Source organism: Natronococcus sp. CG52, assembly GCF_023913515.1.
GTDB classification, from domain to species: Archaea; Halobacteriota; Halobacteria; order Halobacteriales; family Natrialbaceae; genus Natronococcus; species Natronococcus zhouii.
Genome location: NZ_CP099391.1, coordinates 396,738 through 414,105, shown reverse-complemented (window position 1 = coordinate 414,105; position 17,368 = coordinate 396,738). Strand labels below are relative to the sequence as shown.

Sequence of the window (17,368 nt, the reverse complement as noted above, 5' to 3'; positions counted from 1 at the left end):
CGACTCGAGGGGTTCGTAGCGTTCGAACGTTACTCGTCTCCGTCTCAGATCTTGAACTTCTGGACCTTCCCGGTCGTCGTTCGGGGCAGTTCCTCGACGAACTGGACCTCCCGCGGGTGTTTGTACTCCGCCAGGCCGTCCAGGCAGTACCGTTTGATCTCCTCGGGCGTCACGTCAGCGTCGGGAACCGGCACGACCAGCGCCTTCACGGTCTCGCCGCGACGGTCGTCCGGCACGCCGACGACGGCGGCGTCCGCGACGGCCTCGTGCTCGAAGAGAAGTTCCTCTATCTCTCGCGGATAGACGTTGTAGCCGCCGGTGACGATCATGTGTTTCTCGCGGTCGACGACGAAGAAGAAGTCGTCCTCGTCCCAGTAACAGACGTCGCCGGTGTGGAACCAGCGCGTGCCGCCCTCCTCGGTGAAGGCCTCCACGTTCGCTTCCGGCAGTCCGTAGTACCCCTTCATCACGTTCGGACCGGCGACGACGAGTTCTCCCGTGATCTCGTGGAGGGAGGCGTCGGCGGCTTCGCCGCCTCCGTTCCGTTGCGTCGTCGACGCAACGCTCTCCTCGTTCACCGGCCCCTCCGGGACTCGAGGCACTTCCTCGAACTCCTCGTCTACGACCTTCGCCTCGACGCCGTCGAGGGGCTGCCCGATGCTACCCTTTCGCCGCGAGTCGGCCGTGTTGGCGTGGGTAACCGGACTCGTCTCCGTGAGCCCGTACCCCTCGTTCAACTGGACGCCGTACAGCGTCTCGAAGCGTTCGAGCACCTCGATCGGGAGACTGGCCCCGCCCGAGTTGACGAACCGCAGGGAGTCGAACTCGTAGGCGTCGGCCTCGGGCTGGTTGATCACGTCGTTGAACATCGCCGGGACGCCGAACATGATCGAGATCTCCGCGTCCTCGAGCAGGTCCATCACCGTCGGTGCGTCCCACTCGGAAACGGGGTAGTAGGTACCGCCGCTGTACATGGCGCCGTTCATCACGACGGACATCCCGTAGATGTGAAAGAGCGGGAGCGTGCCGACCAGTCGATCCGACTCCTGAAATCCCCCCGGCGGGACGTCGGCGTTCGCCCGCGTCGTCCAGGCGAGGTTGCGGTGGGTGAGCAGGACGCCCTTCGGCGTGCCGGTCGTCCCCGAGGTGTAGGGCTGGACGGCGACGTCTCCGTCCGCGCGGTCGACGATCTCGAGCGTCTCGTCGGCGAGGAACTCCTCGAAGCCGACCGCCGCCGAATCCTCGGTGTCGCCGACGGCGATCACGTGTTCGACGGCGGTGTCCTCGAGCACCGAGCCGACTTCGTCGACGTTCGCGCCGAGCGAGACGACCGCCTTCGCGCCGCTGTCGCCGAGCAGGTGACTGAGTTCGCGGGCCTTGTACTGCGGGTTCATCGGGACGACGATGCCGCCGGCCCGGAGCGTGCCGTAGAACGCCGTGACGAACTGCGGCAGGTTCGGGAGGTAGATTCCGACCCGGTCGCCCTCGCCGACCCCTCGCTCGTCGAGCGCCTTCGCGAATCGTCCGGCCCGGTCCCAGAACGCCTCGTAGCTCACTCGATCGCCGTCGAACGCGATCGCGGGCGACTCCGGGTTCGAATCGACGGTCGCAGCGACTGCTGTGACGAGATTCGTCATTCCTTGTGCATGCGTCATGTGAACAATACAAAAACGTTGTTACTCCGGTTCGAGCGAGCGCGGTGAAAAGGGAGCGGCGAGGGCTCACTCGAGCGTCGACTCGTCGACGCTCCGGCGGGAGTCGGCGCTGTAACCGACGATCACGTTCGCGTACACCAGTCCGGCGGCGATGATGACGGCGCCGACCACCTGGAAGGCGACGTGTTCGACGGCACCGAACATCGCGGCGAACGCGGCGACCGCGTAGAGCGCCCGCCACGGGTAGTCGAGGTCGTGCGCCCCGTCGAATCCGACGGTCGCGACGATGAGCCCGACCGTTCCGAGGAGGACGACCGGGAACGCGAACAGCGTCTCCGGGGCCCAGTAGATGAGGCTGTTGTTCGTGACGAACGCGAACGGAATGACGAACCCGGGCGCGCCGATCCGCAGCGCCTGCAGACAGGATTTCGTGAAGCTCGTCCCGGCGATGCGCGAGCCGATCGCGACCGAGATCGCGACCGGCGGCGTGATCGCCGACAGCATGGCGAAGTAGAAGACGAACATGTGGGTCGTGAGTTCGGGCACGCCCATCCCGATGACGCCGGGGGCGACCAGCACGACGACGAGGATGTACGCCGCCGGCGTCGGCATCCCCAGCCCGAACAGGATGCTCGCCAGCATCGCGAGCGCCAGCACGACGACGAGCAGTCCGCCGCCGAGGCCGACGATCGTCGTCGCGACGCCCTGAGTCAGTCCGGTGCCCTCGAGCAGTTCGACGATCAGCCCCATCGCTGCGAGCACGCCGACGAGCGGGGCCATCTCGAGCCCGCCCTGGGAGAGGCCGTCGAGGGTTTGCCTGCCCGTCGCTCGAGCGGTCTCGAGGTCGGGACCGTCCTCGTAGACGTTCTTGACGATCATCACGCCGAAGATCGAGAGGATCGTGTACAGGCCCGACGACAGCGGCGTGTACCGGAGATAGATCAGCGTGTACAGCAGGACGAACAGCGGAATCGCGAAGTGAACGCCGCCCAGCAGGAGCCGCCAGTCGAACGACGAGAGGTCGCTCGAGATCCAGCCGAACTTGAGAACCGTGAAGTGAACGGCGATGCAGACCGAGAGGTAGAACAGCGCCGCCGGGATCGTACCCGCCTGGATGATCTGCACGTAGCTGACGCCGAGGATGTCCGCCATGAGGAAGGCGGCGACGCCCATCACCGGCGGCAGCATCTGTCCGCCGGCGGAGGCGACCGCCTCGATCGACGCGGCGAAGTCGTCGCGAACGCCCTGTTCCTTCAGCATCGGAATGGTGAAACTCCCCGTCGTCGCCGTGTTCGCGGCCGCGCTCCCGGTGATCGACCCCATGATCATACTCGAGATGACGGCGATCTGGACGACCCCCGTTCGAAGGCTGGTGCCGAGTTCGCGGCCGACCGCGAGGATGAAGTCCATCAGGCCGAACGCCTTCGCGATGCCGGCGAACATGATGAAGATCGCGACCCACGTCGAGCCGATTCCCATGAGTTGGGGGTCGTAAACGCCGTTGATGCTGATCGCTCCGTCGCGAGCGATGTCGGTCCAGCTCATGCCGGTGTGACGAAATAGCCCGGGAACGTCGACGACGGGAACCGCGTTCGACGCCAGGAACACGAGGCCGATCACCAGCCAGTGTGCGTACAGCACCGACAGCACGGCGACCGCGGCGATCACCCAGCCGAACGCGCGTCGCGTCGCGTCGACCGCGAGGAAGATGAGGACGGTTCCCACGACGATGTCGACGGGAGTGTAGCCGGCGAGGTGGGCGTCCTCGAAGAGGCGCGCGAAGTTGACGTGAACGTACGCCGTCGAGGCGAGTGCGACGCCCGCGAGCGCGATGGAGATCGCCGGATCGATCCGCGCGTACCTGGCCCGGAGTCGATCGCGAACACGGCGGGACCGAGCGTCAGCGGTCCCATCACCGGGCTCGTCGGCGTCCGCCGCTCCGTCGTGTAGCTCCGACTGCTCCGCGACGTCGCGCAGTTGCGACCGCGCGTAGTCGGCGTAGTACGCCGCCAACCCGACCCCGAGGAAGACGTTCACGTACAGCTCCGACTGGGCGTAGATACCGACCCGCGGGAGGCCGAACCCCAACACCGTCGCGTAGCCGAGCGTCAACAGCGTCAGGAACGCCCCCAGCGCGTAGGCTGCGCCGTCCAGCACCCACAGCGGGTTCCGCCGCACGTCGGACTGACTGTTCGTCGCCATCGTCCGTCAGGCGTCGTCGACGCGTTCGAACTCGTCGGACCAGATCCCGATCTCCTCGTAGAAGTCGGCGGCCGCGTCGTGGAACGGGACGCCGTCGTACATGTTCTCGACCCAGAACTCGTCGTCTGCGAGCTGGTCGAGCAACGCGCTGTACTCCTCGAGTTCCTCGCGGTGGTCGTACGTCGTCTCGAGGAACGCGTAGACGGTGTCGTAGTCGAGGTCGTCACGACAGACGAAGTTGTACGCGAACGTCGGGCAGTGGACCTCCTCGGGCGTCGACGTCGCCTCCTCGAGGTCGCCGCCGTCGAAGGAGTCGATCAGCAGTTTGTCGTCGTCCCGCCAGTCCTCGAGGGTGTCGTCGTCGACGCCGAGAACGTTCAGGTCGACGGTACCCATCATCTCCTGGAGCCATCCCGGCACGATCTGGAAGTTCATGTACGTCCCGACGCTGACGTCGAGCTGTCCCTCGTTCATCGCGCTCCCCTGCTCGCCGTAGCTGTAACTGACGCGGTCGTAGTCGCCGACCCGTTCCAGGGCGTGCTCGAGGGCGGGTGCGGTGCCCGACCCCTCCGGTGTCGGCGAAACTGCCGTCTCCGAGTCGATATCCGAGAGGGTTTCGAGCTCCTCGTCCGCGCTACAGAAGAACCACGGCAGGTCGTAGAAGTGGAACACCTGCGCCATCTCGAAGTCGAGGTCGTCGAACGGCTCGACGCCCTCCGCGACCTCTCGCGCCGACCAGTTCTGGATGTAAACCATCTCGGCGCTCTCGTCGTCGAGTGCGCCGATGTTGGCCTCCGTTCCCGAACTCGTCTGCGCCTCGACGTAGATCTCGTCCGTCCGGTCGTTGACGACGCTGGCGATCCCCTCGTTCGCGCCGTAGGCCGCCGTCTCCGCGGCAGCAGTGCGCATCCGGAGGTTCTGCTGTTCGTCGTCTTCCAGCGCACCCTCGATATCGCCGAGACAGCCCGCAACCGCTGCAGTCGCGCCGCCACCGGCGGCAGCGAGGAACGAGCGACGGTTCTGGACGTAACCGGAAGTCTCTCTGGTCGGCATGGTACGGTGATCCATAGCGATCGCACATAATGTTATCGTTAATCGTCCGAGACGCTTACAACGCAAGGCGTGCGTTCCGCTTTCCGAACTCCGTAAGCACCGTCTGAGCGGACGGCCGAGCGACGGTACGCGCGGCAAGTCGGCGAGAGCGCGGCGTTCCGTCCCGGCCCTATCGCGTTTCACATAGCAAACTCGCCGCGGCAAAGCCGATCGAGCGACTCCGATTAGGAGGACGCGTTTCGCCGTGCAGAACGAGCGATGTTCTACTCTCGAGGTGAGACGAACGGCAATCGATCCGAAACGATCACTGCCACGATAGATATACCACAATACCTATGGGGGCAATTGCGTACTAGCGGGTATGCTGGATTTCGTTCAGCTCGAGGGAGACCTCGACCAGGAGGAGCGGATGATCCGGGACACCGCCCGAGAGTTCGTCGAAGAACGCGTCAAACCCGACGTCGGCGACCACTTCGAAGCGGGGACGTTTCCGAAGGAGCTCATCCCGAAGATGGGTGAACTCGGCTTCTACGCGCCGAACCTCGAGGGGTACGGCTCGCCGAACGTCTCGGAGACCGCCTACGGACTGCTGATGCAGGAACTCGAGGCGGGCGACTCGGGGCTGCGCTCGATGGCGTCGGTCCAGGGCGCGCTCGTCATGTACCCGATCCACGCGTACGGGAGCGAGGATCAGAAAGAAGAGTGGCTCCCGGCGATGGGCCGGGGTGAAGCGATCGGCTGTTTCGGCCTCACCGAACCCGAACACGGCTCGAACCCGTCGGCGATGGAGACCTATGCGGAGGAAGACGGCGACGGCTACGTCCTCAACGGCTCGAAGACGTGGATCACGAACTCGCCGATCGCCGACGTCGCCGTCGTCTGGGCGCGCGACCGCTCGGCAGAGGACGACCCCGTTCGCGGATTTCTCGTCGAAACCGACCGCGACGGCGTCTCCACGAACAAGATCACCGAAAAGCTCTCGCTGCGAGCGTCGATCACCGGCGAGATCGGGCTGAACGGCGTCTACGTCCCCGAAGAGAACGTGTTGCCGGGCGTCTCCGGGATGAAGGGGCCGCTCTCCTGTCTCACCCAGGCGCGATACGGCATCGCCTGGGGGGCCGTCGGCGCCGCGCGGGACTGCTTCGAGGAGGCCCGCCAGTACGCGATCGATCGCGAGCAGTTCGGCGGCCCGATCGGTCGGTTCCAGCTTCAACAGCAGAAGCTCGCGGAGATGGCGACCCAGATCACGCTCGCCCAGCTGCTGGCCTACCGGCTGGCCGATCTCAAAGAGCGCGGCGAGATGCGCCCCCAACACGTCTCGATGGCCAAGCGGAACAACGTCCGGATGGCCCGCGAGCAGTCGAAGGTCGCCCGCGAGATGCTCGGCGGCAACGGCATCACGACCGACTACTCGCCGATGCGCCACATGGCGAACATGGAGACCGTCTACACCTACGAGGGGACCCACGACATCCACACGCTCGTCCTCGGCGAGGACCTCACCGGCCTCCAGGCCTACCAGTAGGTCGCGCCGACGGCGACCGCGCCGAAAACTCGTAATTCTCTCGCACACGAGGGCTCCGATCCGACGAGTCACGCTACCGAGCCGCGGTGCGACCGTCGACGGAACCAACCGAGGAGACTCGAGGACGATCCGGCACTCGAACTCGCGTTCCGCATAGTGACCTGCCGCCCCGCTGTCCGTGACGTTCGCGGCATTCGTTTCGTATGATGGCGTTCGCGTTTTGCTATCCGGAACATTGATGGGGATATCGGGAGACGAGTAGATATGACCGCAGAACGGGACGGCGGGGCCAACACGGGCGTCTCGACGACCAGAAAGACGTTCGCGATCCTCGAGGCGCTCAAGTCCGAGGAGGGGCTGACGATCACCGAGATCACCGAGCGGACGGAACTGCCGAAGAGCACGGTCTACCGTCACCTCGCGACGCTCACCGACATGGGGTACGTCATCGAACGCGAGGGGGGGTACTACATCGGCCTCCGACTGCTCGAGATCAGCGAGCAGACCCGAAACCGGAAGACGGGGTACACCGCCGCGAAACGCAAGGTGTTCGAACTGGGACAGGAGACCGACGAGCGATCGCTGTTCGTCGTCGAGGAGGAGTACGACGCCGTCTACCTCCACCGGTACGGGAGCCTCTCCGACACGATGATCGGGAAGCGACGCCCGCTGCACTCGCTGGCCTCCGGAAAGGTGATTCTCGCGGAGTGGGACGACGAGGCGGTCGCCGACTTCGTCGAGACGAAGGGGCTCGAGAGGCACACGAGCAACACGATCACCGACCCGGACGCGCTCTCCGAGGAACTCGACCGGGTACGGGACCGCGGCTACGCGATCAACGACGAGGAGTACATGGACGGTCTCTGTGGCGTCGCCGTTCCGGTTCACACGCCCGACGACGAACTCCTCGGCGCACTGGGGCTGTTCGGTCCGGCGAGCCGATTCACGGAGGACGTCCACGAGGAGTTCGTGAACCTACTCCGGGACAAGGCGGGCGAGATCAGGGTGACGCTCGCGTACGGCTAAACCACGGCAGAATCACGGCTGAACCGGCGACGGGTCGCGAGGTTGCAGCGAGCGTTCTCGGAGTCCGCACACTGGAACGCGACGGCGAGTACGATTGGAAAACGGTACAGCCCCGGAACTCGGCAGGTGCCGTCAGATTTCGGTGACGACGTCGTGTTGCTCGGCGAGTGCCTCGGCGTCCTCCTCAAGCAGCGCGACGACGAGGTAGGGCGCGTACGATTCGAAGTACTCGACGAGCGCCGCGATTCGCTCGGCGTCGATCGCCTCGAGCGAGTCGAGCAGCATGAACGGCACCGTCTCGTAGACGTCGTGGACGAGATAGCCCGCCAGCGCGAATACGAGTCCGGTCACCTCGCGCTCGCTCTCGCTCAGGTGCTCGATCGCGTCCTCGTAGGCCGCACCCTCGTCGGTGCTCCGGACGATCTTGAGGTCGAACGAGGACTTCGACACCTTTCGGCGTCCCTCGCGGACGTCGCGGGTCGTCCGATCGATCCAGATCCGGTCCAGGTTGTCGTAGCCGAGCGTCTCGAGGAGGTTCGCCATGTGCTCGTTGAACGCCTCGACAGCGTCCTCCTCGATCCGATCGATGCGGGTGCGCAGGCCGGTGAGCTCCTCGGTGGCCTCCTCGCGGCGCGCCTCGAGCCCCTCGCGGTCGCCGAGTCGATCCTCGACTGATGCGATTTCGTCCTCGATCTCGTCGCGCTCGCGTTCCTTCCGCTCGAGTTCGAACTCGAGCTGGTTGACCTCCCGATGTTTCTCGAGGATGTCCTCCGAGCCGTCGCTCTCGAGGTCGTCGATCTCGCCCTCGAGGTCGTCGATCTCGTCGGTCAGCGACTCGCGCTCGCTCGTGAGTTCGTCGATTCGGTCGCGGCGGCGGTCGATCTCGTCGTCGATCGACTCGATGCGACGAGTGGCCTGCCGGTACTCCGTCCGGTTCTCGTTGATCTCGGTGAGCGTCTCTCGCTTCTCGTCGAGGTCGGCGTTAACCGCCGACCGCTCCTCGAGTCGGTCCTGGTGTGCCGTCCGAAGCTGTTCGATCGTGGTTTCGATCTGTTCCGTGGCGACCGACGAGCCGCAGGTCCAGCAGGTGACCGTCTCCGAATCGTCGTCCGGCAGCAGCTGGTCGGTAACGGCGCCGTCGCCCCCGGCGCCGCCATCGTCGCCCGCGAGGAACTCGCCCGGATCCTCGAGCAGCCGCTCGTTGAACTGGATCGTGCGCTGCAGTTGCGAGATTTCCTCGTTGAGACCATCCTTCTGATCCTGCAGTGTGTCGATTTCCGCCTCCAGACGATCGATATCGGCTTCCTCGCCCGTCGAGAGCTCGTCGAGCTGTGCCTCCACCTCATCGCGTTCCGCCTCGAGCGCTTCGATGCTCTCGCGCTCGGTGTCGATCCGGTCGCGAGTGCGTTCGAGCTCCGAACGGGTGTCGCGGAGTTCGTCCAGTTTCGTCTCGAGTTCCGATCGTTCCTCGCGTCGGGTCTCGACGTCGACGTTCGTCGACTCGAGAGCCTCCTCGGCCGTTTCGAGTTCCTCGCGGAGCTCCTCGATCTCGTCGGCCAGCCGCGTCCGCTTCGCCTCGAGATCGGGGAGGCGATCCTCGAGATCGTCGAGTTCGCCGAGCTGGTCGTCGAGACGCTGTTTCCGCTGTTCGAGCTGTCGGATCTCCGCTTTAATCGCGTCGGTGTCGACCGGGCGCATGATCAGGTCCCGGAGTTCGTCGCCGCGCGCGACGGCCCGGCGCGCCTCGTTCGACTCGAGCAGGAACGCGAACAGATCCGCGAGTTCCGGATCCTCGAGGTACGGCTCACCCTCGGTGACGATCGTCCCGTTCTGCCGACGGAGCGTCTGTCGGTACGTCTCGTCGTCGAAATCGAGAATCGCCGACCCCTCGTCGGCGTCGGCCTTGAGACTCGCCCGGTCGCTCCCGAGCGCGGCCATGATTCCCTGGAGCAGCGACGTGCGATTCGTCGCGTTTCGGCCGGAGAGTACGGTGATTCCTTGCTGGAACGAAACGGTCGTCTCCTCGATTCCACCGATGTTGGTGACCGAGAGCGTCGTCTGCTCGGGAGTTTCGCGGTTCTCTACGTTCTGGTTCGTGCTCATACACCCCGATAACGGGTCCGTACAGATAGGTATTATCACATCGGCCGGTCCGTCGAAAGCAGTTTTATCGCGGCGTCGTCAGTCCGCACAGCCGCAGGTTCGCTCGTCGAGGAGTTCCCGGACGGTAAACTGCTGGTGGCACTCCTCGCAGGTCACCGTCACCGAGACGAGCACGTCGAACTCGCCGACGTCGATCACGTCGTTGCGCCGCAGCTGGGCGATCGTATCGACCGTCACCGCCTCGGTCCGGTTCTGGAGTGCCCCGAGTTTCTCCGCCCCGCGCTCGAGGCGCTCCTCGTCGTCCGGCGCCTCGAGGGACGCCTCGAGACACTTGGTCAGGTGATTGTAAACGGTCTGATGGGAGACGAAGTCGGATTCGACCGCCTCGACCGGGACGCCGTCGCGCTCGAGTTCGTTCCGGGTCTGGACCCGGGTCCCGCTGGTGACGTCGTCGTCGGTGAGCAACCGGTAGGTGTTCTCGATCTCACCTTCCTTGTACGAGACGCCGGCCTCCCGGAGGGCCGCCTCGAGCACGCGCTGGTTCACGAGCGTCGCGAGTTCCCGCGTGCTGTGCTGTTCGTCGCCGTCTCCGGTCCAGTACGCGACGAGGTCGTCGTCGAGCCTCGAGAGGTCGTACTCGCCCGCAACTCGCCCGAGCTTACAACACGCCGCGCGCTGGTCCGCGGAATCACTACGATCGGTCACTACCAGAGCGATGAACCCGGTCCGCAAAAAGGATTCCGAGAGCGAGCGTCATTTACGAACGTATGCTCGTAACGGTACTGCCGGAACTTTCACAGACATAGCTGAAATAGATAATAAGAACGTACCAGACATAAATGGGAGATCGGCGAGGCTCGTTACTGAACACTCGAAGTTCGAATCATCGGTCGATACCTTCGAGTAGCGGACAGATAGCGCGGTTTCGTGGTCAGCGGTGCCGATAGAAGAGTTCGACCTCGAGCGATCAGGACGAGAGCGGTTAATCGTCGTTTCGTCCGGTTTCGCCGGTATCGGGCGGGCTCGCTGACAGCTATCGGAATCGATCCGAGGAAGCGACTGTAAGCGGTAGCCGGCGGGGAGAGTATGATAGTTTTCGTTTAATTCTGCAAAGTTATTTAATATCTCATATATTCCGCGCGAAGCGACCGGCGAGCCCGTTCCGTATAGCGGACTCAGTAGCGTGCGTGGCTCCGGGTCGTGTTTCGACGCCCGTTCCTGGAGGTCCGAGACCCGGGCGAAGCCGGAGGAAGGCCTGTTCACGGTCTCGGCGGCTTCCGGCCCGATTCGCGTCTTCGTTCCCGTGGCGTTGATCACGTCCGGTACACCGAGTTCTACGTACGCGGAATCTGTCACGAACGAGGGTACCGAATAAATATAATTGAAGTGTGAACCGTTACTCGCTTCAATAGGGATAGCAGTCATAATATCTTAGAGAGTTTCTGTATCCGATCGGGTAGTAGATAGCTCACAGTTGGATACGAAAGGTGATCCACAGTTATCGAATTGAGAATAGTCGGACCACGGGACCAGCGACCGGAAGAAAGAGCGGTAACCCACTGTGCTAGTTTCGCCGCCGGAGGCCGCAGTTCAGCAGTGTCAGTACGACGATGCATGATACCACAGACGCTATTTTCGAAGGTTACCGAGGAGCATCGGGAGCTGCTGCCGTTCGCAGTAGGGAGAATCGCACTGTGCGCGGTTCGGAGCGAGCGAAGCAAGCGAGAACCGCGCTCCTGTCGTGCGATCGGGTGTGCACTGACTTTCAGTGGTTACTATAGTGTACCGTTAGTAGCGCCTGTTTTCAGACAGGGTGGCAGATTCGCGACCGCAGTGTGCGATTCGGTTGCGTTCCAACCGCCGGCCGCCGATCGATCTTCCGTAGACGATCACCAACGATCGGTCGAGCCGTTCGGCTCGATCACTCTAATTCTAGAGTAGTATCTGTGTGTGATTGTTTCTGCTCAACGAAGACAGGTGCTCGATCGAACGATCCGTGTCGTGTTACCTCCGCTCCGCGAACCCTAATCGAAGATCACGAGTAGTACCAGCGAGACTACCGGGCCTTGGCGTCGGCGCTCGAGCCAGACGGTACGCTACTCAGCCCTCTCTGAGCGGTGCCGTTTCCGTCGGTCCGCGATTTTATATACCAGACCGCGCCCAACCGGGGTATGACAGCATCCAATCAACTGTCACGACGAGTCGCACTCCGAACGATCGGCGCCCTAGGCGTCTCGACGGTCGCTGCATCGGTTACGGTCGGTGCACGATCCGCCCCTCCCGAGGATGCTGACCGGTATATCGGCGTCGTCGATCGAATCGTCGATGGACGGCACGTCGTACTCTTACTCGAGGAGGACAACCAGGTGGTCGACCAACTCGTCCTCGACGTCGACGAGTTCGACAGTGTCGAAGAGCGGGACGTTCTCGTGGTCCTGATCAAGAGCGGAGAGCTCTACAGGTACCAGCACCTGCCGAAGAAGCCGGAAAGCACCGGTCGCAGCGGGCGGAACTGACGCTCGTTCCGGAAACACTCAATCGTCGCTTGCGGGCGGCCGGCGACATCGACGATTCTACTCGTCAGTCGATGGGGATCCGCGTTACCTTGCGCACCGGTCGCTCGAGAGGGACGCGCACGTCGGGATCCGCGGACTCGGTCTCGAGTTCCTCGAGTGCGCGACGAATTCCGTTGTGGTGTCCGGCACCGATGATCGCGACGACGTCGTATCCCGCGCGTCGAAGCCGGTGGAGGCGTTCGGCCATCGCTCGATCGCGCCGATCGATCAGGACCTCCGCTACTTCGGGAAGCAGCCGTCGCATGTTGTCGATCACCGGCTGGACGTCGTCGCCGTGATCGATCGCCGAGAACGGGGTCGCCACCACCTCCATCTGCCGGGCGTACTCCTCGGGGCCCAGCATCTGGGTGCGGAACAGCAGTCTCGGCAGCGTCTCGAGGCCGACGCGATTCGTGAGGGCGGTAACGGTCTCCGACAGCGGTTCGTCGATGAGGGCGACCTCGGTGTCGAGTTCGGCGGCCGTCTCGATCGCCGTCTCCATGTCCGTTTTCGTGGGATCGAGACCCGACAGTCGGACGACGGTCTGCTGTATCGCTCGCAACACCACGTATCCGGCCGCCACCGGCGGCGGGAGGTCGCGAGCCAGTTCGACCGGGTTCGGTCGCCGGCCCTGCTGGAAGTTCTCGAACCGGCGCTCGTCGAGTTCGACGGCGACGACGTCGGGTTCGACGGTTCGGATCGTTTCGCGCGTTCGCTGTCGGTGAGTCCTCGAGAAGTGGACGCTGGGGACGAAGGTGATGGTTCCGTGGTCAGACATTCGTTCGCACAGTTCGTCGACCACGGGCTTGAAGCTAACAGTGCCCGCGTCGGCTCCAGCCCGGTTCCGCCAGGGTGCGCCAGATGGCCGACGGAAGGATGGCTCGAGCACCGAGATTGTGTCTGCGGCGTCTCCTCCCTACGAGTCCGGCCGACGGGACGACCGATCGTCCACGCCGTCGATCAGCTGTTCGGCGCTACTCTCGCCTCGAGAGCGCGTCGCGTCGCCGAAGCCGGCGCTGATGATCCGCGTGAGCGCCGCTTCCGCGCTCTCGTCTAGCTCCGTGATGTCGTCGGGATCCGCCTCGAGAACGAATCCCGTGGTAATGTTCGGCGCCGTCGGCAGGAAGAGGAGCACGCGCCCGTCCGTGGTTCGGTGGCCGGTCTTGAACGCAGTCATTCGAAGCCCTTCCCAGAGCTCAATTTTGACCGGGCTCTGTACCGCATCCGTCCCGACCGTTACCTCAGTCGTGGTTTTCGACGCGTTGTAGACGAGACGCAACCCGGGAACGCGATTCGCCGCGTGATCGAGCCAGGCTTCGAACAGTTCGCCGATCGTCGTTCGCGCGAGGCCCCCAATTCCGTACATCAACAGCCCGACGATCGAGAGCAAAACGAGGACGCGAATCACACCCGCGAGGTGCTCGAGAGTCTCCTCGTTGACGCCGACGAGCACCGTGCCGAGTACGTCGCCGTCGAGCATCACTGCCGGGGTGACGCTCGCGACGAACGAGTAGAGCACGGACACGATGAACAGCGTAACGAGGATCGGAACGAGAACGATGAGCCCCCTCCCGAAGTCTCGCTTCCACGAACTCATGTTACTTCTCCCACACGTACGGCTACTCGCTGCATCGTATGAATAGGTTTAGATGTCGATCGGCCGCGCGGGTGATCCAGAACAGCCGACTCAGAGGCGACGGCGGAGTTCCGCGAGAACCGGCATCGGAAGGTCCAGCGCAGCCAGCACTTCGTCGCGCTGTGCCGGCGCTCCGTGACCGGCCACGAACCCGTTGAGTCGCGCGACGACCGTCGAATCGACGAACCCGTCGCCGTACAGGCGCTCGAGTTCGTCCCCGACGACCGGCGTCGACTGCAGTTCGTACTTCTGGTGAAACTCCTCTGCAGGGGTGAATCCCTCGAGTCGTTCGACGTCGGTCGTCACCGACCGACCGGTCCGTTCCGCGAGCGCGGCCCGTTCACCGCACGCCGCCTCGTACTGGTCGTCGTCGTGAGCGAGGACGACGCTGCGATACTGCCGTTTGGGTGCCGACGTGCTCCAGTCGTGGTTCGTCCAGAACACCTCGAGCAGGTCCTCGTAGGACAGCTCCGCGGGATCGTACGCAACTTGGACGACCTCCGTGTGGTCGCCGAGCGAGAAGTAGGTTGGATCGGGCTCGGTCCCGCCCGCGTAGCCGACGCGCGTCCGGGCGACGCCGTAGAGCGCGCCGAACCGGGCGTCGGGACCCCAGAAACAGCCCATTCCGAACGTCGCCGTCTCCGTCGCGTCGGGTATCTCGAGGGGCGCGCCCTCGAGCAGCGCCGGTTCCGTCGACCCGTCGCTCGTCCGTGTCATATCGAAACGTTCGGCCGAAGCCGTATGCGTGTGTCGCCGCGAACGGTCGCTCTCGGAACACAGTCACGGATAGGGGTGATAGCCTTCTTTAGGCTGGTCGGTGGCCGTCTCGGATACACTATGGGTGACATTGACGTTGCGATCGGCGTCGACGCGGACTGTGTCGCCGGCTGGCTCGGCTCCTACGGCGGCGAGGACTCGCCCGCGGACCTCTCTCGAGGGTTGTCCGCCGGAAACGAGGGCATTCCGCGGATGCTCGCGCTCTTCGAGGACGCGGACATCGAGACGTCCTGGTACGTCCCCGGTCACACGATCGAGACCTTCCGCGACGAGATCGAGGCGGTTGCAGCCGCCGGACACGAACTCGGCGTCCACGGCTACTCGCACGAAAATCCGACCGACCTCTCGCGGGAACAGGAGGACGAGATCCTCGAGGTGTCGATCGACCTCATCGAGGACATCACCGGCTCGGAGCCCGTCGGCCACCGCGCCAGCTGGTGGGAGTTCAGCGAGAATACGCCGGATCTGGTCGAGAAGCACGGCTTCGATTACGACAGCAGTCTGATGGAGCGCCAGTTCGAGCCCGGTTGGATGCGCAAGGGAGATAGCTGGGAGAAGATCCAGTACGACGAGGATCCGGAGACGTGGATGGGGCCGTATCAGTACGGCGAGGAAACCGACGTCGTCGAGATTCCGATCAGCTGGTACCGGGACGACATCCCGCCGATGCTGTTTATCAAACAGCCGATCTACCACGCCGGCTACAAGAATCCGGAGATGATGTACGAACAGTACTACAAGCGCCAGTTCGACTTCCTGTACGACCGGCGAGGTGCCGGCGTCTACACGTTCACGATCCACCCGGACATCCACGGCCTGCCGCACATGATCCCGCTGTTCGAGGAGTTCATCCGGTACGTCAAGGGCCACGAGAACGCACAGTTCGTCACCCTCGAGACCGTTGCCGAGAAGTACAGGGACGATCCGTCGGTCTACGAGAGCGAGAGCGACTACGTCTAACGGTAGTTGGTACTGCTGTTTCTTACTCAGACCCTCACGTGAAACTTCGTGGTACGTACAAGGGAACTACGTATCACTTCGGTCCGATCCCTCTCCTGCAGTGGCGCGCGCTGTCGACCGGCCGAACGCCAGTGAGGGCGGTCGACAACATTGTGCGAGGGACGAACGAGCGCAGCGAGTGAGTCGGCTGGGGAGGGTGTGGCCATCCCGTGTGTTCGTGCGAGCGGGACCTGGTCCCGTAGTTGTCACTGCGAAAGTCCCTGGCCCCTTTCAGTCCCGCCCGGCAGCGGCCGATCGGCACTGCGGTCTCAACGGCGGTTGTTCAGTATGCACACGCAATTACCGAATCGTCCCTATCGACTGCTAACTACTCGGCGAACGCGTCCCGAATCCCCGTCTCGTCGTCGTACGCCTCGAGCGCGAGCGCGAGTCGGATCCGGGCCTTCTGCGCGGGAAGGTCGCCGGCGAAGATGGCGCCGTACTCCCGAAGGCGTTCGCCGCCGCCGTCGCCGCCGTACACCGGCGTTACTCGTCCCTCGAGACAGCGCGACGCGACGACGACCGGCACCCCGTCGTCGATCGCCTCGCGGGCGGCCTCGGCGATACCTGCGGTCGCGTTCCCCAGCCCGGTGCCCTCGACGACGATCCCGTCCGCGTCGCGCTCCAGTGCGGCTTCGAGCAGACCGCCGGTGACGCAGCTCCCGCTCTTGATCGTGAAGACGGTCGCGGCGAGCGACGTCGCCGCGAGCGGTCGGGTCTCGGCTCGAGGAGCACGGTGGACCGCGACGCCGTCTCGGTCGAGGGTCGCGACCGGCCCGGCGTTCACGGATCGAAACGTCTCGAGGGCCGACGTGTGCGTCTTCGTCACCGATCGCGCGGCGTGAACCGACTCGTTGAACGCGACGAACGTACCGCCGGCGCCACGCTTGGCGAACGCGCGTCCGGCACGGACCGCCGACAGCAGGTTGCTCGGCCCGTCCGGGCTCACCTCGTCCGGGCGGCGCTGGGCGCCCGTCAGAAACACCGGCGTATCCGGCTGGACGGTAACGTCGAGGTAGTAGGCCGCCTCCTCTATCGTGTCCGTTCCGTGCGTGACGACGACGGCGTCGACCGTCGGATCGTCGTCGAGCGCTCGCACCCGCTCGCCGACTGTTTCGAGCGTCGCCGCGTCCATCTCGTAGCTCGGAATGTGAGCGACTTCTTCGACGGTGAGCGTGCCGTAGTCCTCGAGTTCGGGAACGGCCTCGAGGAGTTGTTCACCCGTTCGTGTCGGCGTCGCACCGCCGGTCGCGTCGGTGCTCGCGATGGTGCCGCCGGTACCGAGAACGGTCACGTCCATGTCGACGGCTTCGACGCCGACGGACGAAAAGGTGTGCGGGCGTCCGAACGGCGTTCCCGCGCGATTTGGAGGCCGTAGTTCCCCGTTCACACGACGAGTGTCTCGGTCAAGCCGTCTCGTGACCGCTTCCTCGAGACCGTTCGGCTCGAACGCACGACCACCCGGCCGAAACGGAAATACAGCGACGAAATTCCGTTCCAGCCATTAGCGCGGACGTTAGCGTGAAAAACACCCTTCTCGACGCATAGAACTATGAGGTGGTAAAGCATACCATAGTATATGAAGTCCAGGTGTACGCTCTGCAGGCAAGTCATCCCGAACCGGTCACTGCAGCGGTGGTGTGAATGCGGGTGGTGTATGGATCCGAACTGCAAACGGAACCACCAATCGTTCTGTCCAGTGCACGGGACGGAACGGTGGATCGGCGCGGTCGAAATTTGAACCGATCGCAGCCTTCTTTGGAAGTGGTTAAACGTGGTGATGCGACGTGAGACAACTACTGAACGTCGAAGTTCCGTTCAGCATGCGTGTTGTCGG

General features: G+C 64.1%; 13 protein-coding genes. 4 read left to right on the top strand and 9 right to left on the bottom strand.

The genetic code is table 11. The annotated features are described in order from the left end of the window. Positions 1 to 44: 44 nt before the first annotated feature. The 3 genes from NED97_RS02135 to NED97_RS02125 form a co-directional block, all read right to left on the bottom strand. Positions 45 to 1,637 carry an AMP-binding protein gene (locus NED97_RS02135; protein WP_252489083.1) on the bottom strand — a complete coding sequence of 531 codons (1,593 nt, stop codon included), beginning with the start codon at positions 1,635 to 1,637 and terminating at the stop codon, positions 45 to 47. A gap of 84 nt (positions 1,638 to 1,721) precedes the next feature. After that, entirely contained in the window at positions 1,722 to 3,857 is a 2,136-nt protein-coding gene (locus NED97_RS02130) for a TRAP transporter permease (protein WP_252489082.1), read from the bottom strand. Positions 3,858 to 3,863: 6 nt separating this feature from the next. Next, positions 3,864 to 4,910, bottom strand: a complete 1,047-nt coding sequence (locus tag NED97_RS02125; protein ID WP_252489081.1) for a TAXI family TRAP transporter solute-binding subunit — start codon at positions 4,908 to 4,910, stop codon at positions 3,864 to 3,866. A 361-nt stretch (positions 4,911 to 5,271) separates the two neighbouring features. On the opposite strand from NED97_RS02125, the gene NED97_RS02120 reads away from it, so the two are divergent. Both NED97_RS02120 and NED97_RS02115 read left to right on the top strand, forming a co-directional pair. After that, the gene (locus NED97_RS02120) at positions 5,272 to 6,435 is read left to right on the top strand and encodes an acyl-CoA dehydrogenase family protein (RefSeq protein WP_252489080.1); all 1,164 of its coding nucleotides are present in this window, start codon (positions 5,272 to 5,274) and stop codon (positions 6,433 to 6,435) included. Between the two features lie 264 nt (positions 6,436 to 6,699). Continuing rightward, positions 6,700 to 7,461, top strand: a complete 762-nt coding sequence (locus tag NED97_RS02115; RefSeq protein WP_252489079.1) for an IclR family transcriptional regulator — start codon at positions 6,700 to 6,702, stop codon at positions 7,459 to 7,461. A gap of 132 nt (positions 7,462 to 7,593) precedes the next feature. On the opposite strand, the gene NED97_RS02110 is transcribed toward NED97_RS02115, so the two are convergent. After that, positions 7,594 to 9,564: an archaea-specific SMC-related protein gene (locus NED97_RS02110; protein WP_252489078.1), complete on the bottom strand. Its 1,971-nt coding sequence runs from the start codon at positions 9,562 to 9,564 to the stop codon at positions 7,594 to 7,596. 78 nt (positions 9,565 to 9,642) lie between these two features. Further along, positions 9,643 to 10,269, bottom strand: a complete 627-nt coding sequence (gene rdfA, locus NED97_RS02105; RefSeq protein WP_252489077.1) for a rod-determining factor RdfA — start codon at positions 10,267 to 10,269, stop codon at positions 9,643 to 9,645. 1,466 nt (positions 10,270 to 11,735) lie between these two features. On the opposite strand from rdfA, the gene NED97_RS02100 reads away from it, so the two are divergent. After that, positions 11,736 to 12,080: a hypothetical protein gene (locus NED97_RS02100; protein ID WP_252489076.1), complete on the top strand. Its 345-nt coding sequence runs from the start codon at positions 11,736 to 11,738 to the stop codon at positions 12,078 to 12,080. Between the two features lie 64 nt (positions 12,081 to 12,144). On the opposite strand, the gene NED97_RS02095 is transcribed toward NED97_RS02100, so the two are convergent. The 3 genes from NED97_RS02095 to msrA form a co-directional block, all read right to left on the bottom strand. After that, entirely contained in the window at positions 12,145 to 12,897 is a 753-nt protein-coding gene (locus tag NED97_RS02095) for a TraB domain-containing protein (protein ID WP_252489075.1), read from the bottom strand. A gap of 138 nt (positions 12,898 to 13,035) precedes the next feature. Beyond that, positions 13,036 to 13,716: a DUF502 domain-containing protein gene (locus NED97_RS02090; RefSeq protein WP_252489074.1), complete on the bottom strand. Its 681-nt coding sequence runs from the start codon at positions 13,714 to 13,716 to the stop codon at positions 13,036 to 13,038. A 90-nt stretch (positions 13,717 to 13,806) separates the two neighbouring features. After that, positions 13,807 to 14,472, bottom strand: coding sequence for a peptide-methionine (S)-S-oxide reductase MsrA (gene msrA, locus NED97_RS02085; RefSeq protein WP_252489073.1), 666 nt, complete (start codon positions 14,470 to 14,472; stop codon positions 13,807 to 13,809). 120 nt (positions 14,473 to 14,592) lie between these two features. Between msrA and NED97_RS02080 the strand changes: the two genes are divergently transcribed. Further along, a complete protein-coding gene (locus NED97_RS02080) occupies positions 14,593 to 15,492 on the top strand; it encodes a polysaccharide deacetylase family protein (RefSeq protein ID WP_252489072.1) in 900 nt (299 codons plus the stop codon). Positions 15,493 to 15,859: 367 nt separating this feature from the next. Here NED97_RS02080 and NED97_RS02075 read toward each other — a convergent pair whose 3' ends face one another. Then, positions 15,860 to 16,831 carry an asparaginase gene (locus tag NED97_RS02075; RefSeq protein ID WP_252489071.1) on the bottom strand — a complete coding sequence of 324 codons (972 nt, stop codon included), beginning with the start codon at positions 16,829 to 16,831 and terminating at the stop codon, positions 15,860 to 15,862. Positions 16,832 to 17,368 lie beyond the last annotated feature (537 nt).

Coding starts and splice junctions, on each gene's coding strand:
- NED97_RS02135 (WP_252489083.1), bottom strand. CDS start 1,637: ATGACGAATCTCGTCACAGCAGTCGCTGCGACCGTCGATTCGAACCCG.
- NED97_RS02130 (WP_252489082.1), bottom strand. CDS start 3,857: ATGGCGACGAACAGTCAGTCCGACGTGCGGCGGAACCCGCTGTGGGTG.
- NED97_RS02125 (WP_252489081.1), bottom strand. CDS start 4,910: ATGCCGACCAGAGAGACTTCCGGTTACGTCCAGAACCGTCGCTCGTTC.
- NED97_RS02120 (WP_252489080.1), top strand. CDS start 5,272: ATGCTGGATTTCGTTCAGCTCGAGGGAGACCTCGACCAGGAGGAGCGG.
- NED97_RS02115 (WP_252489079.1), top strand. CDS start 6,700: ATGACCGCAGAACGGGACGGCGGGGCCAACACGGGCGTCTCGACGACC.
- NED97_RS02110 (WP_252489078.1), bottom strand. CDS start 9,564: ATGAGCACGAACCAGAACGTAGAGAACCGCGAAACTCCCGAGCAGACG.
- NED97_RS02100 (WP_252489076.1), top strand. CDS start 11,736: ATGACAGCATCCAATCAACTGTCACGACGAGTCGCACTCCGAACGATC.
- NED97_RS02095 (WP_252489075.1), bottom strand. CDS start 12,897: ATGTCTGACCACGGAACCATCACCTTCGTCCCCAGCGTCCACTTCTCG.
- NED97_RS02090 (WP_252489074.1), bottom strand. CDS start 13,716: ATGAGTTCGTGGAAGCGAGACTTCGGGAGGGGGCTCATCGTTCTCGTT.
- msrA (WP_252489073.1), bottom strand. CDS start 14,472: ATGACACGGACGAGCGACGGGTCGACGGAACCGGCGCTGCTCGAGGGC.
- NED97_RS02080 (WP_252489072.1), top strand. CDS start 14,593: ATGGGTGACATTGACGTTGCGATCGGCGTCGACGCGGACTGTGTCGCC.
- NED97_RS02075 (WP_252489071.1), bottom strand. CDS start 16,831: ATGGACGTGACCGTTCTCGGTACCGGCGGCACCATCGCGAGCACCGAC.